13 protein-coding genes are annotated in these 16507 nt (G+C 40.4%); all 13 read right to left on the minus strand.

The window, feature by feature from the left end; translation table 11 throughout:
* Positions 1–6: 6 nt before the first annotated feature.
* Positions 7–3108: a type I restriction endonuclease subunit R gene (locus D1B31_RS12600; RefSeq protein WP_118921144.1), complete on the minus strand. Its 3102-nt coding sequence runs from the start codon at positions 3106–3108 to the stop codon at positions 7–9.
* A 41-nt stretch (positions 3109–3149) separates the two neighbouring features.
* The gene (locus D1B31_RS12605) at positions 3150–4520 is read right to left on the minus strand and encodes a restriction endonuclease subunit S (protein ID WP_204563009.1); all 1371 of its coding nucleotides are present in this window, start codon (positions 4518–4520) and stop codon (positions 3150–3152) included.
* Between the two features lie 355 nt (positions 4521–4875).
* Complete coding sequence (locus D1B31_RS12610; RefSeq protein WP_118921145.1) at positions 4876–6405, minus strand: type I restriction-modification system subunit M; 1530 nt, start codon at positions 6403–6405, stop codon at positions 4876–4878.
* A gap of 13 nt (positions 6406–6418) precedes the next feature.
* Positions 6419–6997: a restriction endonuclease subunit S gene (locus tag D1B31_RS12615; protein ID WP_118921146.1), complete on the minus strand. Its 579-nt coding sequence runs from the start codon at positions 6995–6997 to the stop codon at positions 6419–6421.
* A 250-nt stretch (positions 6998–7247) separates the two neighbouring features.
* Entirely contained in the window at positions 7248–7982 is a 735-nt protein-coding gene (locus tag D1B31_RS12620) for a hypothetical protein (protein WP_118921147.1), read from the minus strand.
* Between the two features lie 13 nt (positions 7983–7995).
* The gene (locus tag D1B31_RS12625) at positions 7996–8196 is read right to left on the minus strand and encodes a hypothetical protein (protein ID WP_118921148.1); all 201 of its coding nucleotides are present in this window, start codon (positions 8194–8196) and stop codon (positions 7996–7998) included.
* Between the two features lie 513 nt (positions 8197–8709).
* Positions 8710–9849 (minus strand): glycerate kinase, encoded by a 1140-nt coding sequence (locus D1B31_RS12630; RefSeq protein ID WP_118921149.1) that lies wholly within the window; start codon positions 9847–9849, stop codon positions 8710–8712.
* Between the two features lie 27 nt (positions 9850–9876).
* The gene (locus tag D1B31_RS12635; protein ID WP_118921150.1) at positions 9877–11151 is read right to left on the minus strand and encodes a GntP family permease; all 1275 of its coding nucleotides are present in this window, start codon (positions 11149–11151) and stop codon (positions 9877–9879) included.
* Positions 11152–11271: 120 nt separating this feature from the next.
* Complete coding sequence (locus D1B31_RS12640; protein ID WP_158587534.1) at positions 11272–12393, minus strand: sugar diacid recognition domain-containing protein; 1122 nt, start codon at positions 12391–12393, stop codon at positions 11272–11274.
* 143 nt (positions 12394–12536) lie between these two features.
* Complete coding sequence (locus D1B31_RS12645; RefSeq protein ID WP_118921152.1) at positions 12537–14051, minus strand: MDR family MFS transporter; 1515 nt, start codon at positions 14049–14051, stop codon at positions 12537–12539.
* A 195-nt stretch (positions 14052–14246) separates the two neighbouring features.
* Positions 14247–14729, minus strand: a complete 483-nt coding sequence (locus D1B31_RS12650; protein ID WP_118921153.1) for a nucleoside deaminase — start codon at positions 14727–14729, stop codon at positions 14247–14249.
* Between the two features lie 193 nt (positions 14730–14922).
* Entirely contained in the window at positions 14923–15699 is a 777-nt protein-coding gene (locus D1B31_RS12655; RefSeq protein WP_118921154.1) for an MTAP family purine nucleoside phosphorylase, read from the minus strand.
* Positions 15700–15713: 14 nt separating this feature from the next.
* A complete protein-coding gene (locus tag D1B31_RS12660; RefSeq protein WP_118921155.1) occupies positions 15714–16502 on the minus strand; it encodes a 2-phosphosulfolactate phosphatase in 789 nt (262 codons plus the stop codon).
* Between the last annotated feature and the right edge of the window lie 5 nt (positions 16503–16507).

Here is a 16507-nt window from a genome sequence, read left to right on the forward strand (position 1 = left end):
ACGTCCTTAGTAACGCCTAAGTGCTACCGTTTTAATTTGTTCAATAATTTTATCCGCTTGATCTAGGTTTATACCTACCTGATGTTCCTTAGAAAAATCATACAATAAGTCATCTAATTCCTGAGCAATTCGATTATGGACTTCCAAGTTATCGTGCCAATCCCGCTTCGTATACTCACGAATGATTTCATCCATTTTCAGAGCCAGCTCACCAATTGTGTCATAACTGACAGCATCTTCGTGTACTTCACTAAGAATATCCTTCGTCACGCCATAAAACGCTTGTGCATTCGTATTTTCCTTAATCACGGTTGGAAAATCATCCACTGGCTCTCCTCGGCGGTATTCTTTCATAATATCTTTCATGGAATTCAAATACTCTGCTTCAGATATTCGTTGATCTTTATACGCTTGGATTGCCTCCTGAATTCGTTCGGAGAATCGCTTATAGTAAGCAGGATTTTCATCCCATTTTGTATTGACACTTTTCGTCAAGCGCGTCCGAATCGCATCTGCTTTTGCACGTTTTGAACCAAGTCGTTCAATCTCTTCCTCAAACTTCTTTTCATTGAGAATATCAACTGGATTGGTAATACGGATTACCTCTTCCGCTGAAATATAGTGATCCATCAGCTTCTGCATTTTCGCTTCGTATTCTTTATGGTCAATCGTATCAGAGTATCGGAGTTTCACACTTTTCCTTAATTCCTGATAGAACTTCAAGTCTTTTTTGTATGTCTGAAGCTCTTCAGGCGGAAGGGCGTTGTACACTTTCTCTGACTCTAATGCAATACCGACATTTCGCCCGAATTTACTTAAACAATCATAAAATGCGTTTCGGCGCTCTTCATTCTCAAGTGATACTTCATATTCTTCAATATCACTCTTATTTCGAATGGATGAAAACATTTGCACTAAATCGGAATGTGTTTGGCGGAGCTGGCCAATTATACTGATTACATCGCAAATCGCTCCTTTTAAATCATTCGGGTCAAAATTCTCAAGTCCCGCTCCCGAATACATTTCAAGTGCATCATCCAGCTTTTCAAGCAACCCACGATAGTCGATAATCAGACCATAATCTTTCCCCTCATACAACCGATTCACCCGTGCAATGGCTTGCAGAAGGGTATGCTCTTTCATTGGCTTATCAATATATAAAACTGTAGCACGTGGAGCATCAAAGCCTGTCAGGAGCTTGTCGACCACAATCAAAAGATCAATGTCATCGCCATGAATGAACTCTTCTTTAATTGCATCTTCATACGCTTCCGGGGTGCCGTAGCGGTTCATCATTTTTTTCCAGAACGACTGAATCTTATCTTTCGATTCTTCATCGACAGTATCATGACCTTCCCGCTGGTCGGGAGGGGAAATAACGACGGCACAATTTAAATCGCCAAGCTCCTCAAACGATTCCAGATACCGGATCGCTTCAATTTTGCTATTCGTTGCCAGCATGCCTTTAAACTGGCTGCCTTGTGTTTTGTAGTTATTTAAAAAATGTTCATTTATATCAAACGCAATCATGCTGATCCTCTGATTTGAGGAAGCAATCCGTTCAAAATGGCTCCACTTTTTCATGACTTCTTGCTTTTGTTCGTCATTCAAATGACGGGTAATCATATCCAACCGATTGTCGATCGCCCTTTGATTAACCGTTTGATCAACCATTTTTCCTTCATACAATAGCGGCACAATCGCCTTGTCTTTTACCCCGTCCGCAATCGTATACGTATGAATAAGTTTCCCGAATTTAATCATCGTGCTTTTTTCTTTTTTCATGAGAGGTGTCCCTGTAAATCCTAAATAGCACGCGTTAGGAAATACTTTTTTCATTTTAATATGAAGTTCACCATACTGTGATCGGTGCGACTCATCGACTAAAATGAAAATATCTTTTGATTCGATTGGCTTCTGTATTGTTGCTGCCGTATCAAATTTATGAACAAGCGTTGTGACAATATCAACATTTCCATCGTTAATCAGTTCAACAAGATGGCTTCCCTTCGTTGCCCGGCTTGCTTTAAGTCTTGTATGATTAAAGGTGTTATGGATTTGTTTATCCAGCTCCACACGGTCAGTTACAACAATGACTTGTGGATTGAAATCCTTCAACTCCGAAAGGACATACTTCGCCAGCATGACCATCGTTAAACTTTTCCCCGAACCTTGCGTATGCCAAATGACACCTGACTGCCGATTGCCATAGTCATCCCGTATCTCAATCGTTTTCAAGATTTCCTTTATGGCAAAATATTGCGGATAACGGGTTACTTTCTTCACATCTTTATCAAATAGCGTAAAAAACTGTGTCAGTTCAAGCAGACGTTCACGATGGAATAACGAGATAATGTTTTTATCCTGCATCGTTGGCAGGCGGTCGTGAACCATTTTGTCAAGCCTGCCCTGCAGCCAGTCTTCGTGCTCTTCCTTCCAAACCGACCAGAATTTTTTCGGTGTGTTGCACGTGGCGTACTGGGTTTCATTTTTATTCGTCGACATGACAATCTGTACATACTTGAAAAGCTGGGGAGCATAATCCTTCCCCTGGTTACGAATAAATTGGCTGATGCCTTGTTGCATGGAAATCGATGCCTTCTTGCATTCAATCACACCAAAAGGAATCCCGTTCACAAACAGAACGATATCAGGACGAATCGTCCCCTTTCCATCTTGCCTCTCAATGGAAAACTCTTCAACGACATGAAAATCATTGTTCCGAACATCGTCCCAATCAATAAACTGCATCGTAAATGATTTTTTTGAACCATCAGGCAAAAACTCCGTATAACTACGGCCCAACAACAATGTTTCAAAAATCTTCTCATTCGTCTTAACAAGTCCATCTGTCAATGCTTCATCCAAATCCCGAATGGCTTGCTTGATATTCGTCTCACTGAATCGATAAGAAACCCCTTTGTATTCGTAACGGTTCAACTCCCGAAGCTTCTGTTCCAATACTGTTTTTAGCAGCACTTCATAAAGATTGCCCCGCATTGCTTCTGCTTGGATAGGATGAATCGTTTCATAACCTAATCCTTTCAATACTTCTATTGCGGGTTGTTGGCTTATGTAACGCTCATCGAATAGCTTTTCTCGCGGCATTTTTACACCTCCATATCTTTACACACTGTACCCGGTAAGAATCAAACCTTTACTCGGATTTTTCCAGTAAGAAGATTTTGCATGAGACCTTTTTTCTGTTGCTTTAAAAACTCAAGTTCAAGCTCTAAATAATTTACCTCTTCTGTTGATTTTCCTATTATTTCAGCAATCATTTTCATTTCAGTTTTGTCAAAGTCTAATACATATAGATTAAAAAAATCTCCTACTGGTACATTTAATAACCCATGATTTCTTGCACCCTCTTGAGCTATTGCATATATTTCATGATTAAATAAGCCAGACTCAAAATAGTACTGATAATATTCAGGACAATAATTATTCTTCTTAGGTGAAAAGCATATATATAAAGGGGAAACAATCCCACTTTCATATTTTCTAAGTACTTTAATTGCACCAAAGGGGTATCCATTAGAATAGCTTTTGTTATAAGCAAAATCACCTTTTGCTAATAAATAATAGTTGGTCAAGTTTTCACTCGCGACTAATTTTTTAAAAAAACTTTCTTGGTTAACTAAGCCATATTGAGCGGATATCGTTAGTACATTTTGGTTACCTTCAATATTTCTTTTTGTTAATCTATCAAACTTCTCGTATAAATGAACTATTTTCCAATCTTCTGGAATTATACCGATTTTTGTTTTCTTATATCCTTTAGGAGCCTCTCCTCTTTTTATCATTTCATTCTTCTCTAGTAGATCAACCTCGGAATAATTTTTTGTATCACTTATACGAACATGTCCCATCAGCAACTTCTGCATAAGCCCTTTTTTCTGCTCTTTCTTCTGCTCAATGAGCTTTTCTTTCAGCTCAATTGCCTTGTCCCAGGTGGAGAGAATGGAGGTGATTTTTTTCTGTTCAGGAATTGAAGGTAAAGGTATCTCTATTTCAGATAACAATTGCTGATTCAAATTGCTAATATTTGATCCTCCACCCTTAGTCATGAACTGCCTTTTCACTAAAGATGAGGAACAAAAGATTGCACAGTACTCGCTTAATAATAAGTCACTTTTGTTTCTCGCTCTAATAGTGAAGCCCGAATGGGTGATTTTTTTTGAGATGTTCTTTGCAAATAAAACTCGCCCAATTAGTTCTTTATTTCCATTAGACCTAACAAAAACAAAATCACCTTCATTCATTAAATAGTCTTCAGGCAGTGATTCAACAGTAACCGTTGATAGCTTTGTTTCATCAACATGAAACGCATCTTTAAAATCGGAAACCCCTACAATTAGTACCTCTTCTCCAACATCGCCAGTTCTATAATTCAAGCCATTTTTAAATTCTAATAACTCGCCTAAATTCTTGTGGCTCCATGGGTCAGTTTTCTCTGCAAGCATATATTCATTGTCTTTTACCTTTTGATTCTTATTAACTTCAATCAACGTTTTCACCTTTCATTCCCCACTCCTATTCTGCCCTCGTTAATCAATCTGCTTAACACTCTTCTCAGGAGCAGGCAAATCCTCTGGCATTGTGTTCCGCCAAGATCAACTTACAGATACCTCGCAAACTAAAAAACCTCTCCATACTCATTGACATGCTTGTATTGCTCAAAGGTATGTTCACTATAGTTTTCATGTCTGTCGTTTTATATCCCCTTTACACTTAATTCTCTACGAACTTGTAAGTAATTCTTACAATTTCGTATTGGAAACTAAAAAAACCATCTATTGAAGACTTCGGGTTTTCCGAAAAATTAAATGTAAGAATTTTAATAGTCAATTGATCCGTACAACTGCTCTGAAATCAAAGTCCCAGTTCCTCTAAATACTTCTCCATCTGCTCTTCTACTTCCGCAAGCTCTTGTTTAATATTTTTTATATTTTCTTTCACCTGTGACATATCGACAGGTTCTTCTTCTTCAAACGTATCAACATAACGTGGAATGTTTAGGTTATAGTCATTTTCTTTGATTTCTTCAAGAGTTGCGACATATGAATACTTATCTTCCGTTACATAGTTCTCAAATGTCTCAACAATTTTTGCAAGATCCTGTTCACGTAGCTTATTCTGGTTCTTGCCTTTTTCATAGTGTTCCTCACCTGATGCATCAATAAAGAGAATATCCTTACGTTTGCGGTCTTTCTTCATGACTAGGATGCAAGCCGGAATACCCGTTCCATAGAACAGTCCTTCAGGCAAGCCAATTACAGCATCTAACAAATTCATGTCGATAATTTGCTTGCGAATTTTCGCTTCGCTGGAGCCTCGGAATAGTACGCCATGTGGGAGGATTGTTGCCATCCGTCCATTTTCCGCTAGTGAATAAAGCATGTGTTGTACAAAGGCCATATCTCCCCTTGAGGCTGGCGGTACGCCCCATTCAAAACGGCGGTGCGGGTCAAGGCTAGCCTCCATTTTGAATTTACTGTCCGTGTTGCCTTCGCCTGCAAAGCCCATTGCCCATTTATCCAGAGAGAATGGCGGATTGGCTACGATGGCCTGGAACTTCATCAGCTTTCCATCCTCGAGATGAAGCGGGTTGGAAAGTGTGTCGCCCCACTCTATTTTCGCATCATCTATACCATGCAAATACATGTTCATTAAGGCCAAGGAATGGGTGGCGCCATTTCGTTCCTGTCCGTAAACGGCTACCTTTTTGCTTGGTACTTGGTTTGCTACTTTAATAAGCAAGGAACCCGACCCGCATGTAGGGTCGTAAATACGATCATTTTCCTGCGGCTTTACCAACCGTGCCAGCAGCTCTGAAGCCATTGTTGGTGTGTAAAATTCGCCGCCTTTTTTGCCCGCATCGGATGCAAACCGCTCAATCATAAACTGATAGGCATCACCAATAACATCTTCATTCCCCACGACGGATGGTTTCAAGGTAAGCTTATTAAAATCCTCTAACAACGCTCGTAGCATAGCATTCCGTTCTTTTGTTTTTCCAAATATCGCTTCACTGTTAAAGTCAATATTACGGAATACCCCTCGAAGCTTTGCTGTGTTTTCATCCTCCAAATGTGCCAATGCCTTGTTGATGATTTGTCCAATTTCCGCATCATTTCGGTTACTGTAAAGGTAATCGAATGTAGAATGCTCATCCAATACAAATCGTTCTCTTGATAAAGCACGTTGGATACGTTGTTCATCACCATCATAACGTTTCGTGTATTCTTCCAAATGCTCTTTGTAAGCATCGCTCAAATATTTAATGAAAAGCATTGTCAAAATATAATCCTTATATGTACTCGAGTCTATTTTGCCACGGAACGTATCGGCCGCTTCCCATAAAACTTGATTAATTTGCTGTTGTGTCACTTTCCCACTCACGTTGTTTCCTCCTCTATAATCCATTCATAAGGTCTCTTGTAATTCCTTTAAAAAGTTGTTCTTTTCCAGCTAATAACTGACGATACAGATGTTTTTCTTTTAAATGAAGCTTCCAAAGTTCAACCAATGTTTTTTGTTTATCAAATGGTAATTTTGCAATGGGCAAACTTCTTAAAACATTTTGGTTCATACTCGGAATACGGCTTCCTGATTGGAATCGTTCCAATTCTTTTTTCACTTCTTCTGAATTCAAATACCAAGCAACGTATTGAGGCAAAAAATCAGGTTGATGAATCTTTATGACAGCAAAGTAAGATGGAATTAGAAGGCCACTCCTGTCGTCATCTATGTACACCGCCATATTTGGTTGGCTAAGGCGTATCAGAACATCGCCTTTACTTGTAAAGTAGTAATCGTCTAGGATGTCATTGCTTTCAAACTGATCATAGGACCCGGTCTGAATAACTCCATCTTCGGTTATGTTTTTTAATGAGAGCAAATTATATTTCGCCTTTATATCAAAAGGGACTTCCGCTTTCTTTCTGCTTAGTACGAGCCCTGTCTTCACGTCTGCAATTTCACCCAGAAGCATTTTTTCACCTCCGTTTGGATTTTAAATATATTATTTGATTTATTGTCAAATACATCATATGACCTTTAACTTGGTGTTGTCAACCCCAAAAAAGTGCCTGTCATTCCCCTGGATTATGCCGATGTAACTTCGACAAAATGCGGGTAGTGACAGGCACTGATCATATTTCTAAAATTATGAGTAAGGAATAATGCAACAATCAATATCGTTGTCATTTTTCGACATATGCAAAAGCACCTTATTTGGTGCCTTAATTCATCCTTGATACTAAATATTTTTCGCTTTTATATGCATCCTCAAAATATAACGAAACTAAATATTGCTTTTTTGTGTTGTTGTAATCTTTGTTTTTTACAACAACTCCAATATTCGAGAGTGCAGCTAACAATCCTTGATGTTTTTGATATAGATCCATATATTCGTCATTAGGAAAACCAATAAATTTCTCTTCTGACATACTTCTCAATTTCGGTTCTATTTTGTCAAATTCCTTTTCTAGTAATTCAAAATCATATTTAAAACCCTCAATTGATTCATATGCTTCTCGCAGATCCTGAACTTGAATAGTTAATCTATCTTTAAAAACATCATCAGATACCTTGTTCTCTTTAATTAGCTGATTCATCGTTTCATAACTTCCATCGAATTTTATTGTAGTATTTTCATCAATAAACTCATCTGAGAAGTGAAATGGTTTAACTTTACACGTGGGATTGATATAGGATGCCCTCGCTAGTGGTATTCCGTGATTTTTTTCATCAAAATCTTTATACAGATATAAATACACAACTTCAAAAGGTTTTGTTCCGTGTCTAGATAAAGTTTTCGCTTTTTCAACTTTTTCATGTTTCAGTTTTTCTATCAAGTGCAAAACTAGTTGATTAACTCCCTCTTCACTTTCGCGATTTAAATCTACTACCACTTTTGCACTAATTCTTTTTGCAGCGGATGATATATCTTCCAATTCAATAATTTTGTAGTTCATTTATACCCCCTCCTTATGTAACATTCCAAAGGTTTCCTTTTTCTTTGTTTTCATCATACTCAGCAAGTAGTTTTCCTGTAATAGCTGCGCTTGTTATGATTATTGATTTAGTTAGGTTTTCTAATTTTTCATCACCTAAGCCGGAGACATGTTTCTCGATTTCCTCTCTAGCAATTTCAATCGCTCTCATTTGCAAAATTTCTAGTTTATTCATAAGCTCCCTCCTTTTTACCTAATTCATTCGGAAAAAAGGGCTTTACTCCTACGTCAATCGTTCGCCAAATAACGACAAAAGCACCACCTCGGGTGCTCTATAATTGATATATTCTGTTCACGGATGGTTTAAATTTCCGCGTTGGCTTACCACCTCCCATTTTATCTGTAGCTTTTTCCTTTCGCATGAGTGCGGTAATTTTGCGGGTGGTGACAGGCATTAATCATAAGGGGAAAAATTTCCCTTAAGTTGGGAAATACCGATATTTCCCTGAATATAAAGGAAGTTTTTCCGCTTATCACATCAAAATGATTAGATTTTACCTAATTCTGCGGAGTTAAGGGAAATTTCTCCGCTTATATTGACTTTTTCAGCCTCCTTTTTTGCAATAGAGGGAAATTCTCGCCTTAAAAAAAGCATGGTGAACCCTTTACGGATTACCACGCTTTTCGTCAGTTCATTAACCTGCTTTGCCGCTTACTCGCACTCCCAAAAGTAGTGCCAGACCTTCATTTACCTATTTGAATTCATTTTCCAAACTGCTGCAATATTCGCTGCCGTCCTCTCTACAAATTCTCCCGCATGTTTAAAGGCTCCTTCCAATGAGATGGCCCCAGGGACAATGCTGAACATTGCGTCGATGCCATGTTCATGAACAATGCAGCTGTCATTGGACAGCTTTCCGGCAACCGCCACAACAGGGACTCCAACCTTTTTAGCCGTTTTGGCAACCCCGATTGGCGTCTTTCCAAAGATGGTTTGGCTGTCAATCGCACCTTCTCCAGTGATGACTAAATCTGCATCCCGGACGATTTCGGATAGGCCCGTCGCTTCAATGACAATATCGACGCCGCGCCTCAATTCTGCAGGTAAGAAGGCTAATATTCCTCCCCCTAGACCGCCTGCAGCACCAGCACCAGCCACGTTCTTTACTTTTTTGCCTAAGTCTCGTTCGATGACCGCAGCAAAATGGCCAAGATTTTGATCCAGTTGGGCGACCATTGCAGGAGTAGCTCCTTTTTGCGGGCCAAAAATAGCAGATGCACCTTTATCTCCAGTCAGGGGATTATCAACATCACAAGCTACCTCAATCGTACTAGTTGCCAGTCTAGGGTCAAATCCCGAGAGATCAATAGAGGCTAAGTCACAAAGAGAGCCTCCTCCTTCGCCTATTTCATTCCCATCTTTATCAAGCAGAAGCCCGCCAAGAGCTTTCACCATTCCTGCCCCGCCGTCATTTGTTGCGCTTCCGCCTAAACCAATAATGATATGATTGACTCCGTAATCAAGAGCAGCAGCAATTAATTCACCTGTCCCTCTCGTCGTGGTGATGAGAGGATTTCGTTTTTCTGCTGGTACAAGATGCAAACCAGATGCAGCAGCCATTTCGATGACAGCTGTTGTTCTATTTCCCAGTAAGCCAAAGAAAGCATCTACCGGTGTCTCAAGCGGTCCTGTTACCGTTTTATAAATCATTTCACCACCTGTGGCATCGACGAGTGACTGGACGGTTCCCTCTCCTCCATCAGCCATTGGTACTTTAATATATTCAGCATCAGGAAGTACTTGTTTGAAGCCTTTTTCGATGGCCTCAGCTGCCTCTAATGCTGATAAACTTTCTTTAAATGAATCTGGGGCAATGACAATCTTCATCTTTTTCACCCTCCTGCCTAGTTAATCTCAACCGAAGAACTGAAATACTCCATAAATGAAAGTAGAAATAATCGCTAATGTTAAGCCGACGAGTGTTTCATATGGAAGCACTTTTAAACGTTCTTTAATTTCCATATTGACACTTCCACCTGTTGCATGGAAGAAGCTGCCGTGTGGCAAGTGATCGAGAACGGTTGCGCCGGCATGAATCATAGCCGCACCTGCAATCGCAGAAACGCCCATTCCTAAAATCGTTGAACTAAATACCTGGCTCGCTACAGCAGTACCCGCGGTGGTAGAAGCGGTTGCAGCTGACATAAAGATACCGGATACGGGTGCAAGAACATATGCTGGAAGTCCAATTGCATTCAACCCGTCAATTAATACATCTTTCAATTTAGAGTTCGCAATAATTCCAGCAAGAGTTCCTGTCCCAAGAAGCATAATGGCCACCCCGGACATTTTCCCTAAGCCTGAAACAGCATAATCGTTTATTTTTTTCGCCCTGCCCATGACAATCGCTCCCACAATCCCTCCAATAGGCAAGGCAATCATCGGATCAATACTAATATCAAACATTGGCCTTAATGCTAATAACAAAATCGTGACAACCGGTGCAATAAGAGCAGGTAAGAATGCAGGAAGCGGCCCGCCGTTATGCGTTTCAATTTCTTGTACTTGAACAAGTGGGCCTTTTTTGACAAGCTTTTTTGCAATAAAATAGGTTACGGCAAGTCCGAAAATGGCCGGAATAATCCCCGCAGCCATAATAGACGTTAATGGAACATTAAACGCATCGGAAGCGGCAATCGCATTTGGGTTTGGGGACATAATGTTACCGGCTTTTCCTCCGCCAATCATCGCTAGCAAAATGGCTGTTTTTGAAATGCCAGCTCTTTTCGCAATGGCCAGGGCAATTGGCGCAACGGTTATTACGGCAACATCAATGAAAACCCCAACTGTTGTTAAAATCATCGTTGCAATTGCTAAAGCGAGCAAAGCTCTTGTTTGCCCTAGTTTTTTTATGATTGTTTCCGCAATGGCAGCCGCGGCACCCGATTCAATAAGGACTCCAGCTAATACCCCAGCAGCTAAAATCCGTAATACTGCCGGAATAATACCTTTCGCACCTTCCATCATTAAGGTAACTGTATTGGTTATATCCACTCCTCCGACAAGACCGCCGATTAACGCACCGGCAATCATGCCATAGGCGGGAGATACTTTCTTTAAAATGAGGACAATGGCAATAACGAGTGCAATGATTGCACCTAAAGCGCTTACTTGAATTTGAGGATCCATTGGTAGTCACTCCTTGGTAGTTATACATTCATTGTAAGCGTTTTCCGTACTTATTACATTGGTCAGGCCATCAAAAAAAGGCTTGACGGGAATCAAGCCTTTTTGTGCATTTGCACAAATCTATTTAATTTTATTTTGCAAAATGGAAAGATAGAGGTCAAATAAATCTTTGGTTTTGCGCGGATCCTTATTTGTCAAATCCGTAATCCGTTCCAAACGGTATCTAAGTGTATTTCTGTGAATGAATAGTTTTTCCGCCACCTTATTTACTTCTCCATTCTCCTCAATATACACTTTCAATGTTTCCAAAAGTTCCCTATTTTTGTCCTGTTGCTTTAATTTTTGAAAATAAGGGCCAATCTCCTCACCAATTCCAGATTGATTCGCTCGTAAAAGAAATACAGGCAATTTATATTCTTCGTAAAAATAAATGCCTTTAAACGGATCTAATTTTTCAGCGACATGTAAAGTATAGATAGCCTCGCGATAGGACTTGGAGATTCCCTCTACTCCCAGATGGTAGGTGCCAATGGCCATTTTACATTGGATCTGCCGGTATTTATCCAATTCAATAACCCATTTTTCCACCTGCTGCAAAGTGTTGGAAACATTCCATTCGGATTCCTTCAAATCTACTTTCGTTAAAAGAACGATATAATCGGAATGCATCACATATAGGTCATCTTTTCCCAATTTATCGCGAATCCATTTATACGCCTCGGATGGATTCTCAACAGTTAAGATTATTGCAACTCTTGGGATAGCTAAATCAATCCCAAGCCTTTTTACTCTTTCAAAATAGTATGGATGTAAATTTTCCGTTCCATGCAGTAGTTGAGCCGTCAATTCCTCCTTTAATCGTTCATCCCATCGCATTTCATCAATTAGGACCGCTTTATGAAGAATCATTTCTGCTGTCATTTTGACCAATTCTCCGTATTTTCGAATTTCTTCTGGATTGCCCGTAATCCCAATGACTCCAACTACTTTATCTTGAAAGTTAATCGGCAGATTTATTCCCGTCTTCACTCCGTGAAGTTGTTCTGCTTCTAATTCACAAATTTCAAAACCAGACTGGGTCTCTATTACCCTTACGGCGCCTTCATGAATAGAGTCGATCCTTGTTTGATCGCCTGAGCCGATAATAACTCCTTTCTCATTCATCACATTAATATTCCGATTGATAATGTTCATGGTTCGATTGACAATTTCCTGGGCCAACGATGGTTCTAAAAATCTCATAGGGATTCCTCTTTTCAGATCTATGCTATAAAAGGCTGGTCTATCAATTTCATTGTTATCAGGAGGGATACCCATATTTATGGCTAACGGTCTCTGGAACTTACATAAAGAACCCTGAAGCTATATCGCCTCAGGGTTCAAGCCTATTGGCTTTTTCCTTCCTTCGCAACAACTACTCGCTCTTTCCCCATCAACGCAATGACAATAGCTGAAAGTAAGATAGGCATTAAAGCAATGAAAAAGGTAAAAGTAATCGAAGTTGAAAGCGAATCAATAATTTTATCCAAAACAAAGCCAGGAATTTTTGCACGTTCACTCGCCTGAAATAGTTGACGAGAGTTGTCTATATTTCCAAAATCCTGGCCACCGTTCATTCCCTTAAACGCATCGGCCATTTTTTGAGTAAAAACCTTATTTTGAATGGTGCCAAAAACTGTAATGCCAATGGTCATGCCAAATGAGCGTAAAAAGGAGTTTGTTGAATTCGCTGTTCCCCGAAAATGGGCTGGCAGATTGTGGACAGAAGCGGTCGGTAATAAGGAAAAGGAAAAGCCCATTCCAAAGCCGACAATGATCATATAAACAGTCAGTAATGTTCTAGATGTGTCTGGGGCCAAAGTGCTAAGGAAATACATACCGGCAAAATAAGCAATGACTGAAATAACCATCAAATTGCGGAAGCTTGTTTTTGTTTGGAAAATTCCTCCGCCGGCACTTCCTGCTACCGAACCAAGCATCATCGGCATTAAGATTAATCCCGCATTTGTGGCCGATCCGCCATAAACAGCTTGAACAAAAATAGGGATAAAGACCGTTAAAATGATAAAGGTTCCCCCATATAAAAACGCTAATATTTGCGAAGTGGCAAATAATCGCCTTTTGAATAACCAAAATGGCAAAATAGGTTCCTTTGCTTTTAGCTCGATAAAGAAAAAAGCAATAAAGCAGAGAACGAAGCCACTAAACAAACTTATGACTTGAGCAGAAATCCATGCATATTGCTTTCCGCCAAGCTCTAAAGCAAACATTAGGCAAATGATCGCTACGACAAGGGTTATTGCTCCACCCCAATCAATTTTTTGCTCTTTTAACTGGGAGGTTTCTTTATAATAACGGACAATTAACCATAATGAAACAATTCCAATTGGGACATTGACATAGAAAATCCAATGCCAACTGATATATTCTGTAATATACGCTCCTAATAAGGGACCCAGCACACTGGATGCCCCAAATACAGCACCGAGTAATCCGGTCATCTTACCGCGCTTTTCTGGAGGAAAAATATCGAAAACGATTGTAAAAGCAATTGGCATCAACGCGCCTCCTCCAATTCCTTGAATCGCGCGAAAAATACTCAACTGCACCATACTTTGCGCAATTCCACAAAGAGCGGAACCAATTAAAAAAACAGTCAGTCCAAAAATAAAAAAACGTTTGCGCCCAAACATATCAGATAATTTCCCAAAAATCGGCATTCCGGCCATTACCGCTACCATATAAGCAGACGTTACCCAGACAAATTTATCAAAGTCACCTAGGTCAGAGACAATCGTTCCCATCGCTGTTGCAACAATCGTATTATCCATCGCAGCCATCAGAATGCCAAGCAATAACCCGGCAACAACGAACCTAATATTGCTTTCCTTTGATATCATATGTGCTCTCCCCTCGTGTTAACCTTCCAATAAATGTTTATTTTACTACCCCATTATAATGCTCCGAGAGGCAAAAAACAGCATTTGATTTACTTATCAATGCTGTTTTTTATTATTCTATTCACAATAACATTCATTTACCTAGTATACGTTGGACACCCTTATTACAAATTTAAACGTCTAGAGCGTATGTGCTTAACGTCTAGTTGTGTAAAACTGATGGTGAAGTTGACGGACTTGCTCCGCGAGTTCAGGAACAGGGCCATCTACTGCCGTATCACGAATAACCTCTTCAATTGGAAGATTCCGAACGCGCGATGGAGCAACCCCCAATTCACTCAACCATTGTACGAGCTGTTCGGACGAACTTGCATATACAATCCGGCCTAAACCAACCCATCCGTGAGCCGCGGCGCACATTGGGCAATGTTCGCCTGACGTATAGACTGTCGCCTTGCTTCTTTCTTCAGGAGTCATGTTCTCGGCGGCCCATCGCGCCAAGGCAAACTCTGGATGCTGGGTATGGTCCCCGCCTGCAACATGGTTATGGTCTTCCGCCAGCACGTCCCCGTTCGCTGAGACAAGGACTGAACCAAAGGGCTCATCACCTTTCTCCAGCGCAGTTCTTGCCAATTCAACACAACGTTGCAGATGCTTCAAATCGGTTTCACTTATCATAATCGAATCCTCCCCGTCCTTATTTGCATCAATCTTCCATTATTATGAACCATTTGCGGAAGATTGCTCTTATTTCAAGTTAATCAAATTTATCTCCAACTAAAAAGGTTTTTGCTTAAGCGTGTAGCAGCATAGGCCTTTTTTGCCAACGAAAAAGAGGGAGAAAGATTATGATCATCTTCCTCCCTTCCGATTAATGAGACTGAACGGCCATTGCCTCTCTAATCCGCTCATATGGTTCAGGACAAGTGCAGCCCTGACGTTTAGTTAATAGATTAATAGCTTCGATGACAAGCTTTTTCATTGTCGCATTTTTTCTCTCGCCGACTTCCTTGTGTACCTTTAGAGAAGGACGGACATTCGTCACGCCAGCTGCCATATTGGTTGTCAAGGTAGTGACCGAATAGCACATGCCCAATTCACGTGCTAACGCAGCTTCTGTTGCTGTTGTCATCCCGACAACATCTATTCCCCATTTGCCAAAAAGCGAGATTTCCAATCTTGTCTCATAACGAGGGCCTTCCACACATACTAGCTGAAGATTTTCATTTATTGGCTCGTTGATTTTCTTAGCTGCTTCAGAAAACACTTCATTGATTTCCGGACAGAAAGGGTCGGTCATATCTACGGAATACTTCCCGTACGTATTGCTTCTTTTCGTCATATCAAAGAAATTATCTAAATAACCAAGACTTCCCACCTTGATAGCAGGATTGATTGACCCGACTGCAGAAACACTGATAATCCGGTCTACTTCAAGCTTTTTTAAAGCTTGGATGTTCCCCTTATAATTAACATACGGAGCCAGAGTGCTGTGTCCTTTTCCGTGGCGAGGAATGAATACAATCTCCTTTTCCATGCAGGTTCCTAAAAAGGCAGTTACTTCACCAAACTCTGTTTCTACTTTTCTCTCAATGACATCTTCAAATAAATCCTGAAATCCGGTTCCGCCAATAACCCCAATTTTCATCCTCTATCTACCCCTTAACTGTATACTAATTTACCGACTTCTTTTACAGATATTTTATTTTCTATGAAAGAGGCTTTTCCTACAACATCTGTTGTATTTTTTTCGGCACAAGTGAAAATATCTCTTTCACAATCAATTCGCTTCATCACAGCACCGCTGGCCGATTGCAAAAAAGCGTCCGTGGCATCCTTATATGCTACGAGTAAACTGCTGGCAATCACCCCAGAGTCCGCTACTATAGGAGTAAGTTCATTTTCCATAGCAATTTGTTTCCCGTATTTTAATAGCTCCGCCGCGCAGTAGGCATCATCCAAGGCGGCAATTCTCGTGTTGTCACGGCCTGCTGCTACAATCATGACACCGGTATCTAGTTCTTTCGCCAATAAAACTGCTTCTCTCATAACAGCCTCGGCATTGTTCATGCAACCTACAAAGATATGTTTTACCCCTCGTTCCTGCAGCGTATGAATGGCAACTGTCCCATTCGTTGTACGCATGACGACGCGGCGTCCTTCGACATCGCCTTTGGCAACAGCCATCAACGACGGGCTGAAATCCGCACCTTCTGCCGCACTACCAGACAATTGTTCCGCACAAATAACTGTTCCATCATTCCGAAAAGATGGGTTTTCCAGCATTGTCTGCTGTTCATCGTTGGTCAAGACAATTTCCCGGCAACCCTTTTTCAACAAATGGGTCATTGTTGTGCTGGCACGAATGACATCAATGACGACACATACAGGTGAACTGTTTTCTTTTACATCCTTAGGCATGAAAGCCACTTCAAACAATATTTCGTTCATGTAGA

Source organism: Neobacillus notoginsengisoli, assembly GCF_003515685.1.
Taxonomy (GTDB): Bacteria; Bacillota; Bacilli; order Bacillales; family Cytobacillaceae; genus Bacillus_D; species Bacillus_D notoginsengisoli.

Coding starts and splice junctions, on each gene's coding strand:
- D1B31_RS12645 (WP_118921152.1), bottom strand. CDS start 14,051: ATGATATCAAAGGAAAGCAATATTAGGTTCGTTGTTGCCGGGTTATTG.
- D1B31_RS12600 (WP_118921144.1), bottom strand. CDS start 3,108: ATGCCGCGAGAAAAGCTATTCGATGAGCGTTACATAAGCCAACAACCC.
- D1B31_RS12625 (WP_118921148.1), bottom strand. CDS start 8,196: ATGAATAAACTAGAAATTTTGCAAATGAGAGCGATTGAAATTGCTAGA.
- D1B31_RS12620 (WP_118921147.1), bottom strand. CDS start 7,982: ATGAACTACAAAATTATTGAATTGGAAGATATATCATCCGCTGCAAAA.
- D1B31_RS12660 (WP_118921155.1), bottom strand. CDS start 16,502: ATGAACGAAATATTGTTTGAAGTGGCTTTCATGCCTAAGGATGTAAAA.
- D1B31_RS12650 (WP_118921153.1), bottom strand. CDS start 14,729: ATGATAAGTGAAACCGATTTGAAGCATCTGCAACGTTGTGTTGAATTG.
- D1B31_RS12615 (WP_118921146.1), bottom strand. CDS start 6,997: ATGCTTCTGGGTGAAATTGCAGACGTGAAGACAGGGCTCGTACTAAGC.
- D1B31_RS12635 (WP_118921150.1), bottom strand. CDS start 11,151: ATGGATCCTCAAATTCAAGTAAGCGCTTTAGGTGCAATCATTGCACTC.
- D1B31_RS12630 (WP_118921149.1), bottom strand. CDS start 9,849: ATGAAGATTGTCATTGCCCCAGATTCATTTAAAGAAAGTTTATCAGCA.
- D1B31_RS12640 (WP_158587534.1), bottom strand. CDS start 12,393: ATGAGATTTTTAGAACCATCGTTGGCCCAGGAAATTGTCAATCGAACC.
- D1B31_RS12655 (WP_118921154.1), bottom strand. CDS start 15,699: ATGAAAATTGGGGTTATTGGCGGAACCGGATTTCAGGATTTATTTGAA.